General features: G+C 64.7%; 18 protein-coding genes. 9 read left to right on the forward strand and 9 right to left on the reverse strand.

The window, feature by feature from the left end; all coding sequences use genetic code 11:
• Positions 1–116: 116 nt before the first annotated feature.
• The 6 genes from JQ566_RS20595 to JQ566_RS20620 all read right to left on the reverse strand — a co-directional run bounded on the left by JQ566_RS20595 (position 117) and on the right by JQ566_RS20620 (position 5,575).
• Positions 117–551, reverse strand: a complete 435-nt coding sequence (locus tag JQ566_RS20595) for a hypothetical protein (RefSeq protein WP_212374940.1) — start codon at positions 549–551, stop codon at positions 117–119.
• Between the two features lie 561 nt (positions 552–1,112).
• On the reverse strand, positions 1,113–1,814 hold the full coding sequence (lexA, locus tag JQ566_RS20600; RefSeq protein WP_027574383.1) for a transcriptional repressor LexA: 702 nt from the start codon (positions 1,812–1,814) through the stop codon (positions 1,113–1,115).
• Between the two features lie 176 nt (positions 1,815–1,990).
• On the reverse strand, positions 1,991–3,202 hold the full coding sequence (locus tag JQ566_RS20605) for a molybdopterin molybdotransferase MoeA (RefSeq protein WP_212374942.1): 1,212 nt from the start codon (positions 3,200–3,202) through the stop codon (positions 1,991–1,993).
• 214 nt (positions 3,203–3,416) lie between these two features.
• On the reverse strand, positions 3,417–3,623 hold the full coding sequence (locus tag JQ566_RS20610; protein ID WP_100230741.1) for a hypothetical protein: 207 nt from the start codon (positions 3,621–3,623) through the stop codon (positions 3,417–3,419).
• 165 nt (positions 3,624–3,788) lie between these two features.
• Positions 3,789–4,412 carry an HAD family hydrolase gene (locus JQ566_RS20615; RefSeq protein WP_212374944.1) on the reverse strand — a complete coding sequence of 208 codons (624 nt, stop codon included), beginning with the start codon at positions 4,410–4,412 and terminating at the stop codon, positions 3,789–3,791.
• Between the two features lie 29 nt (positions 4,413–4,441).
• Positions 4,442–5,575, reverse strand: coding sequence for an alpha-hydroxy acid oxidase (locus tag JQ566_RS20620; RefSeq protein ID WP_212374946.1), 1,134 nt, complete (start codon positions 5,573–5,575; stop codon positions 4,442–4,444).
• 316 nt (positions 5,576–5,891) lie between these two features.
• Between JQ566_RS20620 and JQ566_RS20625 the strand changes: the two genes are divergently transcribed.
• On the forward strand, positions 5,892–7,229 hold the full coding sequence (locus JQ566_RS20625) for a S41 family peptidase (protein ID WP_212374948.1): 1,338 nt from the start codon (positions 5,892–5,894) through the stop codon (positions 7,227–7,229).
• A 123-nt stretch (positions 7,230–7,352) separates the two neighbouring features.
• Here the strand turns inward: JQ566_RS20625 and JQ566_RS20630 are convergent, their stop codons facing one another.
• Positions 7,353–7,607, reverse strand: a complete 255-nt coding sequence (locus JQ566_RS20630; RefSeq protein WP_212374950.1) for a hypothetical protein — start codon at positions 7,605–7,607, stop codon at positions 7,353–7,355.
• Between the two features lie 473 nt (positions 7,608–8,080).
• Here JQ566_RS20630 and JQ566_RS20635 point away from each other — a divergent pair, with 473 nt between their 5' ends.
• The 8 genes from JQ566_RS20635 (at position 8,081) to JQ566_RS20670 (ending at position 15,220) form a co-directional block, all read left to right on the forward strand.
• Positions 8,081–9,301, forward strand: coding sequence for an OpgC domain-containing protein (locus JQ566_RS20635; protein WP_249139624.1), 1,221 nt, complete (start codon positions 8,081–8,083; stop codon positions 9,299–9,301).
• A complete protein-coding gene (locus JQ566_RS20640) occupies positions 9,298–9,468 on the forward strand; it encodes a hypothetical protein (protein ID WP_212374954.1) in 171 nt (56 codons plus the stop codon). Before JQ566_RS20635 ends, JQ566_RS20640 begins: the two co-directional genes overlap by 4 nt.
• 2 nt (positions 9,469–9,470) lie before the next feature.
• Positions 9,471–10,187 (forward strand): Spy/CpxP family protein refolding chaperone, encoded by a 717-nt coding sequence (locus tag JQ566_RS20645; protein WP_212374955.1) that lies wholly within the window; start codon positions 9,471–9,473, stop codon positions 10,185–10,187.
• Between the two features lie 22 nt (positions 10,188–10,209).
• Complete coding sequence (locus JQ566_RS20650) at positions 10,210–12,198, forward strand: FAD-binding oxidoreductase (RefSeq protein WP_212374957.1); 1,989 nt, start codon at positions 10,210–10,212, stop codon at positions 12,196–12,198.
• 1 nt (position 12,199) lies between these two features.
• A complete protein-coding gene (locus JQ566_RS20655; protein WP_212374959.1) occupies positions 12,200–12,907 on the forward strand; it encodes an iron reductase in 708 nt (235 codons plus the stop codon).
• Positions 12,908–12,930: 23 nt separating this feature from the next.
• Positions 12,931–13,680, forward strand: coding sequence for a cytochrome c3 family protein (locus JQ566_RS20660; RefSeq protein ID WP_349643341.1), 750 nt, complete (start codon positions 12,931–12,933; stop codon positions 13,678–13,680).
• 271 nt (positions 13,681–13,951) lie between these two features.
• On the forward strand, positions 13,952–14,296 hold the full coding sequence (locus JQ566_RS20665; RefSeq protein WP_212374961.1) for a hypothetical protein: 345 nt from the start codon (positions 13,952–13,954) through the stop codon (positions 14,294–14,296).
• A 312-nt stretch (positions 14,297–14,608) separates the two neighbouring features.
• Positions 14,609–15,220, forward strand: coding sequence for an RNA polymerase sigma factor (locus JQ566_RS20670; RefSeq protein WP_212374962.1), 612 nt, complete (start codon positions 14,609–14,611; stop codon positions 15,218–15,220).
• Here JQ566_RS20670 and JQ566_RS20675 read toward each other — a convergent pair.
• Both JQ566_RS20675 and moaC read right to left on the reverse strand, forming a co-directional pair.
• The gene (locus JQ566_RS20675) at positions 15,217–17,949 is read right to left on the reverse strand and encodes a bifunctional diguanylate cyclase/phosphodiesterase (protein WP_212374964.1); all 2,733 of its coding nucleotides are present in this window, start codon (positions 17,947–17,949) and stop codon (positions 15,217–15,219) included. The genes JQ566_RS20670 and JQ566_RS20675 overlap by 4 nt on opposite strands.
• A 177-nt stretch (positions 17,950–18,126) precedes the next feature.
• Entirely contained in the window at positions 18,127–18,660 is a 534-nt protein-coding gene (gene moaC, locus JQ566_RS20680) for a cyclic pyranopterin monophosphate synthase MoaC (RefSeq protein ID WP_212374966.1), read from the reverse strand.

Here is an 18,660-nt window from a genome sequence, read left to right on the forward strand (position 1 = left end):
GAGGAGGGCGGTCCGACGGGATTCCGTAGGACGCAAACCATGCCCTCTCGCCGGCCTCGGCCGGCGATGGCATTTCAAGTTCTGGCCCTCGACCCATCGGCCGGGGGCGACGACGATCAGCCGATCGGCAGGCGCGTGATCGTGGACCGCGTGTCGACGACGATCTGCGGCTTGTGCTCGCGCTCGCCAAGGGGCTGGGTCACCGGCAGTTGCAGCACGGTCGCGCGCTGGCCTTCGACGAGCTGTGTCACCAGCACGTACTTGCCGTCGGGAAATTCGATCGCGTCATGATGGCGATCGGGAATGTGCGGGTCGATCTTGCCGAACTTGCCGACGCGGGAGTTGACGGTGCGCGTCCAGATCCAGCGGTTGTCGTAACGGACGTTGTCGGCGAAAGCGAGCTCCGTTCCCGGCAGCAGGCAGACCGCGACGGAGAGATCGGCTTCGGAGGCGAAGCCGCGTGTCGAGGTGCCGCGGAAGGTTGTCGTGACGATCGTCTCGCCGACTTCGGCGGGGCGCGTCGCGACGGCATGCAGGCTGTAGTCACACATCGGGTGCTCCTCTTGCGAAGATGAAGATAGCGACCCGCACCTCCTCTGGAGGCACAGGCCTCTATCAAGGTGAAAGTATGCAACGCTCTGCTTGGTTGTAGGCAAATCTGCGGCTGGGCTCCACAAGCCGCGATCACATTATCTTTCCCGGATTCGATAGGAACAAAACCGACGCCTGTGCATTTGGTAGGCGTATGTCAGCGCCCCGCGGGTGCCGACCATCCCGAATATTGCCAGCTCGATTGCAGAGGCGCGATTGCATTCCGCGCGTTGCGGATATGCTCGCGGGTCGCCGATCGCTTGCACACATGGCGGTGCGATTGTGTGGCACCGGCGTGCGACGCCGATGCTGCGATCAGCGCCGCAATCATTGTCCATGAAACGATCTGGCGCATGGCGTCTCCTCGAACTCTCAGGCCGCGAAGCGATGTCGCTTCGCGCGGCGTGCCGAGGATGTCGCGCCGGAGGAGGGGCCGGATAATCTGAGCAGAACCGGAAAGATCACCCGGCCGGAGCGGAAAATGATCCGCTCCAACAGGTGTCGAACGACCGCAGGACTGCTCAGTACTTCCGGTAAAGCCCGATCAGCTTGCCCTGAATCTTCACGCGGTTCGGCGGAAGAATGCGGACCTCGTAGGCGGCATTGGCGGGCTCGAGCGCGATCGAGGCGCCGCGGCGGCGGAAGCGCTTGAGCGTGGCCTCCTCGTCGTCGATCAGTGCCACCACGATGTCGCCGGTATCGGCGCTCTCGTTGCGCTGGATCAGCGCCATGTCGCCGTCGAGGATGCCGGCCTCGACCATCGAATCGCCGCGCACTTCGAGTGCGTAGTGCTCGCCCGAGCCGAGCATGTCGGGCGGCACGCTGATGGTGTGGCTGCGGGTCTGCAGCGCCTCGATCGGCGTGCCGGCCGCGATGCGGCCCATCACGGGCACCGCGACGGGACGCTCGCCCTCGTCCACGGGCGGGCTGGAGCTCGTGCGCACCTTGCCGAGATTGCCCTCGATGACGCTCGGCGTGAAGCCGCGGCGATTGCCGGCGGCAGCCTGGAGCTCGGGCAGCTTGATCACCTCGATGGCACGGGCGCGGTTGGGCAGGCGGCGGATGAAGCCGCGCTCCTCGAGCGCAGTGATCAGGCGATGAATGCCTGACTTCGAGCGCAGGTCGAGCGCATCCTTCATCTCGTCGAAGGAGGGCGGCACGCCGCTTTCCTTCAGACGTTCGCTGATGAACCGCAGAAGCTCGTATTGTTTGCGCGTCAACATCTCGACCAAAGTCCCCCGGTTGATGTCGTTCGATTCCGAGACGATGAATTCAGCGATAAGCCGCTACATCCTCGAAACAAATCATGAACGGACACTATATGTTCGATATGTGTTCCGCAACTGCTTAATTTACGGTGAACAAAGCAAAACTCGCGGAATGCGTGTGGCCGCTTGGCTCAGACGGGGAGGCGCAGCACCTCGCAAGGCGTGCCCGCCTCGGCCTTCGGCGCGAACGGTGCGCGCACGAGAAGTACCTGTGCTGCAGCGAGATTCGCAAGCAGAGAGGAGTCCTGATGGTTGACGGGAACGGCGACGGGCGTGCCGTCGCCGCGCAGCTCCAGGCGCGCGCGCAAGTAATCCTCGCGCCGGTCGTTGGCACCGAGATCGCGGCCCAGCACGGCGCGCTCGCGGAGATGATGAATCGCCGAACGGCCCGACAGGGCGCGAATCAGCGGTACCATGAACAGGAAGGCGCATACGTATGATGACACGGGATTGCCGGGCAGGCCGATCACGCGCATTGCGTCGAGCCGTCCGTGCATCATCGGCTTGCCGGGCCGAATAGCGATCTTCCAGAACGCCATCGAGATGCCTTCGCCCCTGAGCGCCTGCTGGACCAGATCGTGATCGCCGACCGACGCACCGCCGGTCGTGATCAGGATGTCGGCACCGCTCTCGCGGGCGCGGCGGATGCCGGCGGAAGTGGCCTCCAGCGTATCGGCGGCAACGCCGAGGTCGACGGTCTCTGCCCCCTCGCTGCGGGCGAGCGCGTGCAGGGCATAGCCATTGGAATAGACGATCTGGCCGCGCCCGGGCGTGGTGCCCGGCATCACCAGCTCGTCGCCGGTGGCGAGGATCGCGACCTTCGGACGGCGGCAGACGGCAAGCTGCGGCTGGTTCATCGCGGCGGCCAGCGCGAGATCGCGCTCGGTGAGACGGGTTCCTTTGCGCAGGAGCTCGTCGCCCTCCCGGAAGTCGACGCCGGCGGGGCGGATGTGCCGCCCGGGAATCGCGGCTTCCTTGATCGTGATGTGTCTGCCGTCTGCGACCGTGTCCTCCTGGATCACGACTGCGTCGGCGCCGTCGGGAACGACGCCGCCGGTGAAGATCCGCACGGCTTCGCCGGGGCCGACCGTTCCCGCGAATGGCCGGCCCGCCGCGACCTCACCGACCACCGTCAGCCTGGAATCGATCGTTGCCGCGTCGGCCGCGCGCACGGCATAGCCGTCCATCGCCGACATGGCCTCCGGCGGCTGCGTGCGCCGCGCCGCGACGTCGTGCGCGAGAACGCGATGGTAGGCCTCGTTGAGGGGGACCGCCTCTTCGGCCAGCGGCTCTGCGCCGGCGAGCACGGCGGCAAGCGCGTCGGATACCGGCATCAGGGCCACGGCGGAAACTCCTGCTCAGCGCATCGGCAAATGGGCGGCGAGAGTTCTAGCCGAGTGCAGGCGCGAGGCAAAGCAGCATGCAGGATGATCCTGCGTGATCTCCGCGTGGCGGAGGAGTTCAAGTCCGCCGGGGCATGATCCGGAAGGCGAGACAGACCGGCACGAGGACGGCCATGGCGATCAGGAGAAGAACGAGCGCCACGGCCAGCATCGGTCAACTCCCGCTCGGTCGGTCCGGGCCGTCGTCCAGCGTGACATCGGGAGCTTTGGGACCCTGGTCCTTGTCGGGCAGCGGATCGGCCTGGGATTTCAGGTCGGCGGCCTTGCGGATCAGCTTGGCGGAAAGGTCAGAATCCGAGGTGGTTCTGGCGAATTCAAGCAGCAGAGAGGCTTGCTTGGTGAGATAGGTTTTGCCCAGCACGTCGATTAGCCCGATGTAGAAGTCCCAACGGACTCATGAGTCCGAAGGGTGGCCTTCCGTTCCCCGGAACTCGGTACAAAAATGCACAAAGTGATTGGGTTCCCCGGCTTTTTGAAAATTTAGCTCCGGGAACCGCCGCGCGGGGCTTCTCGCGGCTGGTTAATCTCAGATGCCCAGCGCCTTCAACGCGTTCCCGACATCGCGCGGCGATGTGACATGCACGGCATTCAAACCGCGCGCCCGCGCTCCCTCGATGTTCTCGGCGAGGTCGTCGAAGAATACAATGCGCTCCGCCGGCACGCCGATCGCCGCGACGACATGGTCGAAAGCCTCCGCATCCGGTTTGCGCAGGCCGATGCTGGACGACAAATACAGCTCGCGGAAATGGCCGAGCAGATCGGCATATTTCTTCGAGAAATAGTCCACGTGCGGCCGATTGGTGTTGGAGAACGCGTAGAGCGGCATCTGCTTCGCCGCGCGCGGCAGCAACTCGGCGATATCAGGCATCTCACCGGCGAAGATCGCATTCCAGCCTTCCAGGAACTGCGCGTCCGAGATGCCGATCCCGAGCGAGGCACGCAGCGAGGCGAAATAGTCCTCGTCGCTGATCTTGCCCATCTCGTGCAGCCGGTAGGCCTCGTCACGCACATAGCGCGCGACGATGGCCTCGGGCTGGCAGCCGGCATGTCCCGCCCAGCAGGCGATCGCCTTGGAGAAGTCGATGTCGAGCACCACGCGCCCGAGGTCGAACAGCAGCGCGTCGGCGCTGCCGGGAGAGAGCGATGTCATTGCGTGCTTTTCACTTCAGGATTGGCAAGTCAGTAACGATAGGGTTCATGCTCGAACAGCGGGAACGCGCTGAACACGCTGGGCGCGTTGGTGGCGGTCGCCGGATGCAGGCAGGATTTATCGATCTCGGCGAAGGAGGTGGCGCCCAGGAGGCCGAGGCAGCGCAGCACCTCGTCCTCCAGCAGCTCCAGCATCCGTGTGACTCCGGCTTCGCCGGCGGCCGCCAGCGCCCAGCATTGCAGCCGGCCGATGCCGACGAGGTCCGCGCCCGCCGCGATCGCCTTGACGATGTCGGTGCCGCGGCAAAAGCCGCCATCGACCATGATCTTGGCGCGGCCCTTCACGGCATCGACGATCTCGGGCAGCACATGCATGGCGCCGCGGCCGTGGTCGAGCTGGCGGCCGCCGTGGTTGGAGACGTAGATCCATTCGACACCGTGATCGACCGCGATCCGGGCGTCTTCGGCGGTGGCGATGCCTTTGAGGATCAGCGGAATCCTGAACTTGTCCTTGATCATCTTCACGGTCCGCCACTCCAGGCCCTTCTGGAAATCGCCGCCGGTGGCGCGCAGGCGGCTCTCGCGAACGTAGCGCTTGGCGATGTCACGTTCACGACGGCTGTAATGGGCGGTGTCGACGGTCAGGCAGAAGGCGGCATAGGCGTTCTTCTCGGCCCGGCCGACGACATCGGCGACAAAGGCATCGTCGCCGCGGACATAGAGCTGGTAGAGCCGCAGCGCGTCGGGGGCAGCCTCGGCGGTCTGCTCGAGGCCGGGCTCCGACACCGAGCTCAGCATATGCGCCGCACCGAAGGTGCCGGCGGCGCGTGCCACGCTCGCTGCGCCATCCGGATCGAAGATCTCGAGGGCACCGACCGGGGCGAGCACCACCGGCAGGCGCATCCTGCGGCCGAGCTGCTCGACGGAACCATCGACCTTGCTAACATCGCGCAGCACGCGCGGGCGGAAGGCGATCTCGTCCAGCGCCATGCGGTTGCGGCGCAACGTGGTCTCGGTCTCGGCGGCGCCGATGATGTAGTCCCAGGCATTCTGATTGAGGTTGGCGCGCGCTTTCCGGATGAACTCGTGCAGATTCTGGAACGGCTCGTTGCTGGCGCCGAGTTCGACGTTCCGTTCCGGCCGGATGCGGGGCGCTTCGTTCATCGTTGTCCTCCCGAGAATTTGAAGTCTTATCGCCATCGCCTATCGCGTCTGGTCCTCCAAAACCATCCTAAAATCGCATAGCTGCGAGGCGTGGACGGCCCGACCGGTTTCCGCCTTGCGCGAAACAGTTTCGGAACGTTGCCAAAAGTTTAGCCCAAGGCGAAGGGATTTCTTCAGCGTAGCCGTTCTGGAACGGCTCGGCGGCATCCCGGCCTTGAAGAAACCGGAATGGTATTGTGAGAAGCGGGCTGGATCGCCATTTGCATGGCGCTTCCCAGCCCCCAAGAGAACCGCCAAGCAAAAGGCTACCTCATCCATGCGGAAAAACCTGCTGTTCCCCCTGGGCGCGCTCACCGGAGCGTGTCTGACCCTTCTGGTAGCCAGTCCGCACGGCGGAGTATGGGCGGCGCGGGCGGCAGCGGGCGCGGATGATGCCTATTCCCAGCTCAATCTGTTCGGCGCGGTGTTCGAGCGCGTCAAGGCCAGCTATGTCGAGAAGCCCGACAATGCCAAGCTGATCGAGGGGGCGATCACCGGCATGGTGACCTCGCTCGATCCGCATTCTCGCTACATGAACGCCAAGGCCTGGACCGAGATGCAGGAGACCACCTCCGGCGAGTTCGGCGGCCTCGGCATCGAGGTCACGATGGAGGATGGCCTCGTCAAGGTCGTCTCGCCGATCGACGACACGCCGGCTTCGAAGGCCGGCATCATGTCCGGCGATCTCATCAGCAAGATCGACGGCGAGGCCGTGCAGGGCATGACGCTCGAGCAGGCGGTCAACAAGATGAAGGGACCGGTCGACACCAAGACCAAGCTCACCATCGTGCGCAAGGGCGCGGACGCGCCGCTCGATGTCGCGATCACGCGCGAGATCATCCATGTGCGCCCCGTGCGCTTCCACGTCGAGAACGGCGACATCGGCTATATCCGTATCACCTCCTTCAACGAGCAGACCACCGACGGGCTGAAGAAGGCGATCGCGTCGATCTCCAAGCAGGTCGCCCAGGAGAAGCTCGCCGGCTACGTGCTGGATCTGCGCAACAATCCGGGCGGCCTGCTCGATCAGGCCGTGTCGGTGTCGAGCGCCTTCCTGCAGCGCGGCGAGGTCGTCTCGACCCGCGGCCGCAGTCCGGAAGAGACCCAGCGCTTCACCGCGCATGGCGGCGATCTCACCAGGGGCAAGCCGCTCGTGGTGCTGATCAACGGCGGCTCGGCCTCGGCCTCGGAGATCGTCTCCGGCGCGTTGCATGACCACAAGCGCGCGACGCTGATCGGCACGCGCTCGTTCGGCAAGGGCTCGGTGCAGACCATCATTCCGCTCGGCGCCGGCAATGGCGCGCTGGCGCTGACCACGGCGCGCTACTACACGCCGTCGGGTCGTTCGATCCAGGCCCAGGGCGTCGCGCCCGACATCGAGATCCTCCAGGACGTGCCGCCCGAGTTGAAGGGCCGGATGGACACCATGGCGGAGTCCCAGATGCGCGGGCATCTGTCGGCCGCCGACGGCACCGAGCAGACCGGATCGCAATCCTATGTCCCGCCGGAAGAGAAGGACGACAAGGCCCTGCACGCGGCGTTCGACTTCCTCCATGGCGTCACCGCGAATGCGGTTGCCGCCAAGCCCGGGTCGAAGGCGGCGGTGCCGAACTAGGCCTTACGAGATCCAGATCTGGATCGCCCGGGAGCGGATGACCGCTTCCGGGCGAATTCGTTTGTTGCGCTGTCTCAGGTCGGGATCATGGCCGCGGCAAGCCGCGAGATCACCGCGCGATGGTCATTGCTGCTTCTTCGGGCCGGTGTGGTGCGGGACTTCCGTCTTCGGCCCGCCGCCATAGTGGTGGCTGCCGCCGGATCCGCTGGTCGACCCGCCATCGCTCTCTTTCTTGCCCATGTGATGCGGGACCTCGGTCTTCGGTCCGCCTGAGTAGTGATGGCCGTTCTTTTCGTCGGTCGTGCTCTTCTGCGCCATCGCAGGCAGCGCGACGAAGGACACGATCGCGGCAGCGATGATCAGCTTGCGGTGACTCATTTGGTTTCTCCTGTTCGAATTTATCGAGTTGGTGCCAATCAAGTCCCGGTGGCTTGATCGAGCCGCAACCAAACCCGGAGCGTGTTCGTCCGGGTTGAGCAAGATCAACATGCCGATGCGCATGCCGAGTGCCGAGATGCGAAGACGCGTCGAGTTGCTGCAGGCGACGCGAAGCGGCGATCTTCTTACAGAAAAAAATTCTTAAGCCGACGCGCGAAATCGTAACCTCGTGCAATGCCCTTAAGCACGTCGCTCGGCGGGCCAGGTAGTCATCGGCAGGTGACCTTCCGCTCGGCGACGAGATCCATCTCGATTCATTACGCGATTGAATCACAAAAAGATTTTGCTGGTGCGTCGATCGGGTTTGATGTCCGTCAAACCGGCGGCAATGACGCGACCTAGCGTGCCGGCGCGAATGAGCGGCGACGAGGTTGCGATCCGAAAGGCCGATCGTAAGGATGGAGAACGCGCCGTTGACTGAAGAGACTATTCACGCCCCCGGTCGCCCCCTGCAAGCTGTGCTTCTGTTGCGCCGTCGGCTCTGGGAGACGATCACGATCAGATCGGTGCTGGTCAAGCCGAGGCGCGATCTTCGCCTCGATCTGTTTCGCGGCCTGGCAAACTGGTTGATTTTTCTCGGGCACATTCCGGATTCCGCGCTCGTCTGGTTCACGACGCGCAACTACGGCTTCAGCGACGGCGCCGATCTGTTCGTGCTGATCTCCGGCTATACCGCGACCTTCGTGTTCGGCTCGATGATGATGGAGCGTGGCTTCGTCATCGGAGCAACCCGGCTGCTGCGGCGGGTATGGCAGCTCTATGTCGCTCACTTGCTGTTGTTCTTCGTCTATCTCACCGCGGTGCACTACCTCGCGCACAGGTTCGACGATCTTCATTTGATGGATCAGTTCAACGTCGCGCCGCTGATGAATTTTCCGGTCGAGACGCTGGCACAGGGCCTGATCCTCAAGTTCAAGCCGCTCAATCTCGACGTGCTGCCGCTCTACATCGTGCTGATGGCCGCGTTTCCAGTCGTGCTCTGGTTCATGCTGCGCTGGCGCAATGCGGTGATGATCGGCTCGCTTGGTCTCTATCTGGCAGCCCGCCATTACGGATGGAATTTGCCGTCCTATCCGGCTGGTGTCTGGTACTTCAATCCGTTCGCCTGGCAATTGCTCTTCGTATTCGGAGCCTGGCTGGCCTTGGGAGGGGCGGCCGCGAGCCGCTGGCTGCTGTCGTCCCGCACGGCGCTCGCCCTCAGCTGTGCCGTCCTGCTCTTTGCGCTCGTTGTGACGCTGGCCGAACGAATCCCGGGACTGCGCGATTCTGTTCCTGAAGGCCTTGCCGCGATCTTCATTCCGAACGACAAGACCAATCTCGGTCCCTATCGCGTCATCCATCTGGCGAGCCTGGTGCTCGTCGTCGTCTGGCTCATCCCGGTCGACTGGCCCGGTCTCAAGTCGCCGTTGCTGCAACCCTTGATCAGATGCGGCCAGCAGTCGCTGTCCGTGTTCTGCGCCGGCCTGTTTCTGTCCTTCGTTGCACATTTCGTGCTCGAGTCCGGGTCCGAGGGACTATGGGCCCAGCTGATGGTCGGTGCGGCGGGTCTCTGGATCATGACGATCATTGCCTATTACCGGACGTGGTCGAAGGGCGTCGACAGGAGCCGCTCGGCCCAGGAGGCGGGCGAATGATGACGTCCGGGCTGATCTTCGCGGAAGAGACCATCAAGCTGCATGGCACTTCCGCGCGTAAGAGCCGGAGACGCTTCGCGTCTATAACGCCTGACCGCCGCGCGCCGCACCGCCGGATCGCCGACCTCGACGATCAGATGACCATTCGAATCAAACCTGGAGAATGAACATGAACCGTTCGAGAAATGTCGTCATGAGCGCAGCCGTCTTCGCCGTGCTCGTCCTGGGGCCCGTCGGGCTGTCGCCGGCATATGCCGCCGGTCCTGCCCAGATCGCGATGATGGACGACGACAAGATGTCGAAGATGCCGGATCCCGCGGATTCCGGCAGCAAGATGAACATGGGCCAACCAGCAGGGCAATCTCAAAGCATGGGCGGCGGCCGGATGAACGACGACAAGATGAAGATGTCGCCGCAAGGCCAGATGCGGGACTGCCAGGGTGCCGGCTGCCAGGACAACTCCGGCATGATGCCGATGATGCCGATGATGCAAATGATGGAGAAGATGATGCGCGGCCAGATGAGTTCATCCGGCGGCAGTGGCGCGATGAGCGGTCCGTCGGATGTGACCGAGCGGCTCGAAGGGCGGATCGCTTTTCTGAAGGCGGAGCTGCAGATCAGCGACAAGCAGAGTGCGGAATGGAACGGCGTCGCGGACGCCTTGCGGTCGAGCCGGCAGCACCTCCTGGAAGCGCGCAAGATGCTCGTCATGGATGACAGGCTCGGCAGTGCCGACCGTCTGGAGCACTACGAGCGGCATTTGTCCGAGCGTCTGGAGGCGATCAAATCGGCTCGCCTGGCCTTCACGCGGCTCTACGCCTCGCTGAACGAAAGTCAGAAGCAGACCGCGGATACGATCCTGCTGCCTCTGATCGCATCGTTCTGACCCCCGACGCGAATGCAAGACCATGTTCGGTCCGTCCCTTCGATGTCGCTCCGGCCTGCTTGCGCTTGGCATCCTGGCGAGCCAGCTCGTCGCGATGGCCGCGTCGGCGTCTGAGGTCGGACGCGGCGTAACGCATGCGGGCGGGCAGTTCGCCCATCGCTGGCGGGTAGCGGAGACAGAGGGCGATCACGCGGCGCACCATCCCGCCGGAGCCGGCGGCGAGGCGAGGCCGAAGCCCGAGGGATCGGCAGGTCCGAGCGACGGTCATGCGGCGGGCGAGTCGCCCGGCGCTGCCAGCGCCGGAATGATGGGCGGAATGGACGGCATGATGGGCCGGCCGCGCAGGGCGTTCTATCCAGCATTGATGGACATGCCGGCGCTGTCCGCCGAGCAGAGGAGCAGCCTGGAGGGACAGGCGCGGGCGCGGATCAGCGCTGAGGCCGATCGCCTGGCGGGTGCTGGAATGGACCTGCGGCACGCTATCGCCGGCGGCGACATCGTTGCCGCGGATCAGGCCTCGCGCCGGCTTCGCGAGTCCCTGAACGCGGTCCAGAGCGGCGTGGTCGCACTGCGTTCGCTTCACGAAGGCAAGCCGCCGCAGCAGATCGCGCAGGCCTGGTTCAGGTCGCAAATGAACCTGCTGCCTGCCCGAAGCACCATGGATGTAGATGACGGCGCGACCGGAATCTCCTGGTTTCACGTCGCCACCATGGCGCTGCTGGCGCTGTTCTCAGTGGGGATGCTCGCCGTCTACGTCGCGCGCATGCGCCGGGCGAACGCGCTCGTCGACCGGCTGACGCGCGTGGCAGTCGCTCCGGCTGTGGTCACGCCACTTGTAACCACGCCAGCTGCCGGCCCGTCGAACGACAGCGGCGGTACGACAGCTTCGCGGGGCACAGACCGCCGACCGCAGCACGGCGCGGCGAGCGGCCCTTGGAAAGGCAAGCTGAGGGTCTGCGCGATCTATCAGGAGACGCCTGATGTGAAGACTTTCCGTCTGCAGGCGGCGGAGGGTGGTGCGATTCCGTTTACGTTCCTGCCCGGGCAGTTCCTGACCTATGCCATCGAGATTGACGGACAGACGGTCAGGCGCTCCTACACGATCGCCTCGTCCGCCGCCCAGACCGCCTATGTCGAGACCACGATCAAGCGCCAAGAAGGCGGGTTGCTGTCCGACTACATGCATGGCCAGCTGAAGGAGGGGGACCTCGTCGAGGTCACAGGCCCGTCCGGCGCCTTTACGTTCACGGGCACGGAGGCCGACAGCGTCGTCCTGATTGGTGGCGGCGTCGGCATCACGCCGCTGATGGCGGCGATCCGCTACCTCTCGGACATCGCATGGCCCGGCCAGATCTACCTCGTCTACGGCGCGCAGACGACCGAGCAATTCATCTTCCGGGACGAATTGGAATATCTCCAGCGCAGGATGAACAATCTGCACGTCGCGGCCACGATGATGCGGGCCGCAGGCACGTCCTGGATGGGGCGCGAGGGGCAGATCACGGCCGAATTCCTGACGCAGGCGGTGCCGGATCTTGCGAAGCGGCGCGTTCATCTGTGCGGTCCGCCCGGAATGATGGACGCACTTCGGAAAACCCTGATCGGCCTCGGCGTGCCGGGCGAGCAGATCAAGACCGAGGCCTTCGGGCCGGCCCGCGGCGCCGTTCCACCGCCCGGCAAGGCCGCCACCGAAGCGCAAATGCCGGAAGGAGAAGCGGGCAACCGTGGGGCCGCAGCAGTCGGTCCGGCAACGGCGACCATTCGCTTCGACAAATCCGGCAAGGTGGCGGCGCTGCCGCCGGACAAGAGCGTGCTGGAGGTCGCAGAGAGCGCCGGCGTTGCGATCGACTATTCCTGCAGGGCGGGGGTCTGCGGCGTCTGCAAGACGCATCTGTTGCAGGGGAACGCGACGATGGAGGTTCAGGACGCCCTGACCGCAGAGGACAAGGCGAACGGTCTCATCCTGGCCTGCCAGGCGAGATCGGTCGGGGACCTGGTCGTCGAGGCCTGACATGATGAACGGGAGAGAGCGCCTGATCGCCGACGCCGTTCTGGCGGCCCTGCTGCTGGTGGTGCCGGCTTTCCTGCTTCATTCCGACAGCCGGTTTGCCGGAAGCCTGGCCGGCTTCGTCCTCGGCGCGAGTGCGGCCGCGCTGACGATCCTCCTTCTCGCCTATCCCATGACGAAATACAGCACGAGGCTCAAGGCCCTCGTCACGCGATGCGTGTCGATGCCGACGCTCCTGGCGTTTCACGCCTATGCCGGGATCGTCGCGGCATTCCTCGCGCTGCTGCATACCGGGCACAAGCTCCAGAGTCCGCTCGGGATCGCCCTGCTGACCAGCATGCTGATCGTCGTCGTCACCGGATTCGTCGGGCGCTATTACCTGCCGCAGACCGCGATGGAGCTGCGCCAGCAGCAGTCGCATCTGGCGACCTTGAGGTCGGCCTATGAGCATACGGCAGCGGCGACGTCGTCGCCCGATCGGGATCAGCGAGACGGGGCCGGGATTCATGCACTGGCGTTGCAGGACTTGCCGCTGCTGCAACTCGTCGATGGCATTTCCGATCTCGAATCGGCCATCGGATCGAACGAGGCGGTCAAGGCGATCTTCATGCAGTGGATCGGGCTGCATGTCCTGGCGGCGATCGTCATGTACGCGCTGCTCGCGGTGCACGTGGCGACCGAGGTCTATTATGGGCTGCGGTGGCTCGCGTGACAGTTCGGGGCCTGCTCTACGTCGTGGTCGCGACGCTGGCTGTCGCAAGTGCGGCGGCCGCATCGATTGCCCTGTACCAGGGCAACCCCGCGATCGTTCCGGGTTGGACGAGGCTCGTTAGTCCCGGGCCGCTGTCCGCGAAGCATGCATTTCTGTCCGACAGATGTGAGAGCTGCCATACGCCGGTCAAAGGCGTCGAGGCGGCCGCCTGTATCACTTGTCATGCGCCTTCGGCCGCGGATCTTGCCAAACAATCGACGGCGTTCCACGCCGTGGCGGGTGGCCAGTGTTCGGGCTGCCATCGCGAGCACGCGGGCGACTTGCGGCCGATCAGGATGAACCATGCGTCGTTGCCGCAAGCCACGATGGCGGCCTCCGGCAAGAAGGTGTTCGACCGGACCGCGGCCGATCAACTGAGATCCGACCTGACCGAATTTCTCGGTCTGCCAAAGTTCGACCGGCCGGAAGAGGCCGCGCTTGATTGCGCCAACTGTCACAGCAACCGGGAGCCGCACCGCGGATTGTTTGGACGGGAATGCGCGGATTGCCATGCGCTCGCGTCCTGGAGGATCGCGGGCTTCCTGCATCCTTCGCCAACCTCGAAGGACTGCGCCCAATGCCATCAGGCGCCGCCGAGCCACTATATGGGCCACTTCATGATGGATCGGACGATCGCAGGACAGGAGCACGCATCGGTCGATCAATGCTTTCTGTGCCACATGACGGACTCGTTCAACGACATCAAGAGCGTCGGCTGGATGAAGCACCATTGACCGGCAAGGGCGACGCTTGCGAGCCTCCGACATTACAGGGCCGGCGAAAAATATTCATGATCTGTTTTGCAATTGGGCCGCCGACGGCCGATGCCCTTGCCGAAGCCAAAAGATTCCGCGGGACGAATGTGGCGTCTGTCCTGCATGGCTGGCTCGTCGTTTTCTATTGGCCGGCGGTACAACCAGAGTTATATTTTTCAGGGCAAGTAGCGGTGCAGGAATGATTGGCTCGACAAAGCCAAGGCGAAGGTGGTGGGGATGGCTTGTCGCCATGACCTATCTGCTTGCGTCGATGACGCCGTCTCTTGCGATTTCGATCTCCCCCCTCACGTCGATACCGTGCGAGCAGCCCACGCATGCGCACGATCGAATCAATGCCGGATCGGCGGTGCATTTGCACGAGGTTGCGATGGACGGAGATTGTGACAACGACCAGGACGAGCCCGGCGATCGGCACGCGGCCTGCTGCGGCTCGGTGCTGTGCTTCAGCGCCGTGCCGCCCCAAGCTCCCGGGATCGCGAAGTTCGTGTCCCCGCACTCGCGCTGCGAAGCGCAGCCGGACGTGATCGGCGACGAAGGCACGTTCCGCCGCCACTATCGGCCCCCCATCGCCTGAGATAGCTCCCGAAGACCGTACTGCGTCGCTCCAGGTCCGAGCGCGGATCGACACGTCTGTGACGGGTGCCATACCCGGCGGATGATGGCGATGCGCGAGGCACTCGCGTGACGCTGCGCGTCGAGCGGAAGAACGTCGACAGGGCGATCATTGGCTCGCGGCAAGGCGAGGTCGCCGGGCGAGCACCACAGCGACGATCTCTCACGACTCTCATACGGGAGCTGCTGCCTCCGCGGATCGCGTCCGCGCGCGATCCGACGAATTTCGCTGCAACGAAGCGATCTGCCGAATGGCATGCAAGGACGATAGGTCATGAAATCGCCGAACGAGGGTCTGCCGGTACAGGCAGCGGATTCCCTGGACGTGCAGGACACGGTCGTTCGTGCCGCGCTCGTCGGCAGCTACGATCGCCTGCGCAGCTATCTGCAGCGACGCTTTGCCGGTCGGGCCGAAGCGGAAGAGGTGCTCCAGGCATTCATGTTGCGCGCACTGGAGCGGTCCGGCGACATTCGCGATGCGGACTCGGTTCGAGGCTGGCTGAGCAGGGTTCTGGCGACGACCATCGCCGACTTCCACCGCCAGGCATCAAGGAGCAGGGCCCGGGAGATGCCGTTCCCGCATGAGCTCAACGATCGTCTGGCGGCCGAGCAGGACGCCGCGACGAATGCCGCGGTCTGCGAGTGTCTCCATGTCCATCTGTCCCTGCTGAAGCCGGAGCATGCCGAAGTCATCAGAAGGGTCGATCTCGGCGGCGAGCCCCGGGAGCTGGTTGCCGCTGACCTTGGCGTGACCGTGAACAACCTGACCGTTAGGCTTCACCGCGCACGACAAGCGCTGAAGGAGCGCCTCGAGCAGACCTGCGTTGTCTGCCTGGAGGAAAGCTTCTGGGAATGCCGTTGCGCCGACAACCGGGGTCCGACCTAGCCCGCCTCGCGGCGGCGGCTCTCGCTGCCTTCGCGCCGGGCGAGCCGGCTGCGATGCAGTGCGAACAGCTCCAGCATCTTGTCGGCAGGCCTGGCGGCGCTGAATAGATAACCTTGCATCTCGGAGCAGCCGAGCGCGCGGAGCAGCCGCTGCTGCTCCTCCGTCTCGACGCCCTCGGCTGTGGTGGTCATGCGGCGGGCGGCCGCCAGATTGACGACGGCCTGAACGATGCTGGCGGAGCCGTCGGGGCGGGCGATGTCGTCGACGAAACAACGGTCGATCTTGATCTTGTCGAACGGGAAGCGGTGCAGATAGCTCAGGGACGAGTAGCCGGTGCCGAAATCGTCGAGCGCGATGCGCACGCCGATGGCACGGAGCTGGTGCAGGATCGCGAGCGCGGCATCGTCGTCGCGGATCAGGACCGCCTCGGTGATTTCGAGCTCGAGCCGGCTCGCCGGCAGGTTCGACGCGGCGAGCGCGGCCATGATCTTCAGCGCCAGCGTACCGGTCTTGAACTGCACGGGCGAGACGTTGACGGCGAGGCGGATGTCGTCGGGCCAGCTTGCTGCGTCGCGGCACGCGGTCGCCAGCACCCATTCGCCGATCTCGTTGATCAGACCGGTGTCTTCGGCGATCGGGATGAATTCGGCCGGCGAGACCCAGCCGCGCTCGGGATGGCGCCAGCGCACCAGCGCCTCGCAGCCGGTGATGCGGTCGTCCTTCAGACCGAGGCAGGGCTGGTAATAGACCTCGAGCCCGCCTTCGAGACCCCCTTGGGCGATGGCGTGGCGCAGGTCGCTCTCGAGCTGGCGCCGTTCGCGGACCTTGGCGTCCATGTCCGGCTCGAAGAAACGGTAGGTGCGGCGCCCGGCGGACTTGGCGGCGTACATCGCCATGTCGGCGTTCTTCAGGATCTGGTCCAACGCCGTGCCGTGTTCCGGCGCGAGCGCAATGCCGATGCTGGCATCGGCGGTGAGATGATGGCCCATGCAGTCGAACGGCGCGCGGATGGCTTCGAAGATCCGCGCAACGAGCTCGTTGACCTGGTCCAGCGACGTCACCGCGCTCTGTACGATGGCGAATTCGTCGCCGCCGAGCCGCGCCACGAAGTCCGCCGGGCCCGAACAGCGGCGGAGGTTCGCCGCGACCGATTTCAACAGCTCGTCGCCGACGAGGTGGCCGAGCGCATCGTTGACGCCCTTGAACTCGTCGATGTCGATGTAATGCACCGCAATCTGCTCGCCGCCGCCGACCGCGGCCAGCTCTTCGCGCAGATGCTCGTGGAACATGGCACGGTTGGGCAAGTCCGTCAGTGCGTCGTAATGGGCGAGGTGGGTGATGCGCTCCTCGATGCGACGGCGCTCCGTGATGTCCTCGTGGGTCGCGACCCAGCCGCCGTCCGCGAGCGGTTCGTTGAGGATCTGGATCGAGCGACCATCGGAGGTGTCGATCACCATGGAATTTCGTACGTGGACGTCCTTCAGCACGAGCGCGACGTAAGCGTCGACGTCGCCCGTGAACGAACCGGTTGCCTTGCGATGGGCGATGATGTCGTGGAAGCTGGAGCCGGGCCTCACGATCTGTGCCGCCAGCCCGTACATCTCGATGTAGCGCTGGTTGCAGACCACGAGCCGCCGCTCGGCGTCGAACAGCAAAAGGCCCTGCGTCATGTTGTTGACGGCGCGGTCGAGCCGCAGCTTCTCCAGCGTCAGCCGTTCGCGCGATGCGCGGTGTTGCTCCAGCAGCTTGCGCACGACCGCGATCAGCACGCCTGCGATGGCGAGCGCGGAAGCGCCGGCGACCGAGATCAGCATGCCGATCTGCTCGCGCCAGTCCGTCAGGGCCGCCGCGCGCGTCGTGGTGGCCATCATCAGGATCGGGAAGTGGGGCAGGGCACGCGAGGAGATCAGCCGGTCCTCGCCGTCGACGGGGCTGGTGAAACGGCCGGCGAAATGATCGAGCCCGAATACTCTCTGATGCTCGAACGGACCGGTCTTGAAATTCCGTCCCATCAAATCGCCGGAATGGGGATAGCGGGCGAGCAGCGTGCCGTCGCGATGCAACATCGAGATCGTCGCGCCTTCGCCGAGCACAACGGACTCGAAGAATTTCTCGAAGTTGGCGGGTTCGATGCCGCGGCCGACGACGCCCAGGAACTCGCCGTCCGGTCCCACGATCTTGCGGACGATCAGGATGGTCCAGGCGCCCGAGATGCGGCTATGCAGCGGCTCGATCAGCACGTCGGGCGAGTAAGGATCGTACTTGAAGGTGCGGAAATAGGCGCGATCGGCAACGTTGACCTTTGGAGCCGGCCACGCCGTCGACGAGTTGATCAGGTTGCCTTCGGCATCGATGATGTTGACGCCGCCGATGTAGGGCAGCGCCTCGATCTTCGATCGCAGCATCCGGTGGACGTCCTCGCCCGACAGGCGCTTGCGATAGTCCCCTCCGGTCGTGATCCCGGCCGCGCGGACGTGGTCGACGAAATCCCTCTGGATGACCGCGAAGTCCTGCAATTGCTGATCGAAATGGTGAGTGAGCAGCAGCACGGTGTTTTCCAGCTCGCGGCCGGAGCTGCGCAGCGCCCGCTCCCGGAAGTTCTGCGCCATCAGGATCGAACCTATGGCGATGGCCGCGATCAGCAGCGTGCCGCCCACCACCAGCCAGCGGATCGGTCCGCTGCGCACGAAGACCTGGTCAAAGAGACGACTGCCGAATTTCATCTTCATGCTGGATCATTGCCGCGCACACCTCAGGATCAATCCATGAGCCCGAGAACATCCGTTGGTTTACGGGGACGGTGTGGAGGTAAAGTTAGGAAGTGCGGTTAACGCAACGTGAATGACCGCGCGCAAAAGCAAGCGATGCGCGGTGGCGCGGGAGGTGAGTCACTGAAGTAAGTCGCTTCAGGCGCGGTAATGGCCGGACTTGCCGCCGAGCTTCTCGACCAGATGGATGCCCTCGATGCGCACGCCGCGCTCGACCGCCTTGATCATGTCGTAGATGGTGAGGCAGGCGACCGAGACGGCCGTGAGCGCCTCCATCTCGACGCCGGTCGGGCCCGTGACCTTCACGCTGGCGCGAACGAGGCAACCCGGCAGTTCTGCATCCGGCTCGATGTCGACCGTGACCTTCGACAGCGCGAGCGGATGGCAGAGCGGGATCAGCTCGGAGGTGCGCTTGGCGGCCATGATGCCGGCGATGCGCGCGGTGCCGAGCACGTCGCCTTTCTTGGCGTCGCCGGACACGATCAGGTCGAGCGTCGCCTTGGTCATGACGACGCGGCCTTCGGCGACCGCGAGCCGCTCGGTCGCGGGCTTGTCCGTGACGTCGACCATCCGCGCCTCGCCGGAGGCGCCGATATGGGTGAGGGCGGGGCCGGCCTTGGATTTGGCCGGCTTCGTCTCGGCTGACTTGGTCTCGGCTGGCTTACGCGCCAT

This window comes from Bradyrhizobium sp. SZCCT0231 (assembly GCF_018130245.1).
Classification (GTDB): Bacteria; Pseudomonadota; Alphaproteobacteria; order Rhizobiales; family Xanthobacteraceae; genus Bradyrhizobium; species Bradyrhizobium japonicum_F.